1 protein-coding gene is annotated in these 384 nt (G+C 34.4%); it reads right to left on the reverse strand.

Going from position 1 to position 384, the window contains the following annotated elements:
* On the reverse strand, window positions 1-384 hold a 384-nt coding region (locus LPB88_RS23740; RefSeq protein ID WP_230718289.1), incomplete at both ends, for an AMP-binding protein.

A 384-nucleotide genomic window follows, 5' to 3' on the forward strand; every position in this document is an offset into this window, starting at 1 on the left:
ACATTCCAATTATTATCAAATACTTTTATCTTATGGCCTCTAATTAATGGCAGGAAAATACTGGTAACTGTCAAATCGAAAGACAAAGAACTAAACAAACCAAAGTCTCCCTGTTGCTGATTCTCAAAATAAAAATCCGAACACCACTTCAGGTAATTATATAAGTTTTTATTCTCGATCATAACTCCTTTTGGCTGACCTGTAGATCCTGAGGTATAGATCACGTATGCCAAATCATTTGGCTTAATAATAGTGTTTAGATTCTCTTTTCCGAATCTGAATCTTTCCAAATTATACAACATCATTTCCTCTTCATCAATGATCGTTTTACAGCTGCTGTCCTGTTCGATATATGCGATGCGGTCTTGTGGATAATTAACATCA

It is taken from the genome of Flavobacterium sp. JAS (assembly GCF_020991455.1).
Classification (GTDB): Bacteria; Bacteroidota; Bacteroidia; order Flavobacteriales; family Flavobacteriaceae; genus Flavobacterium.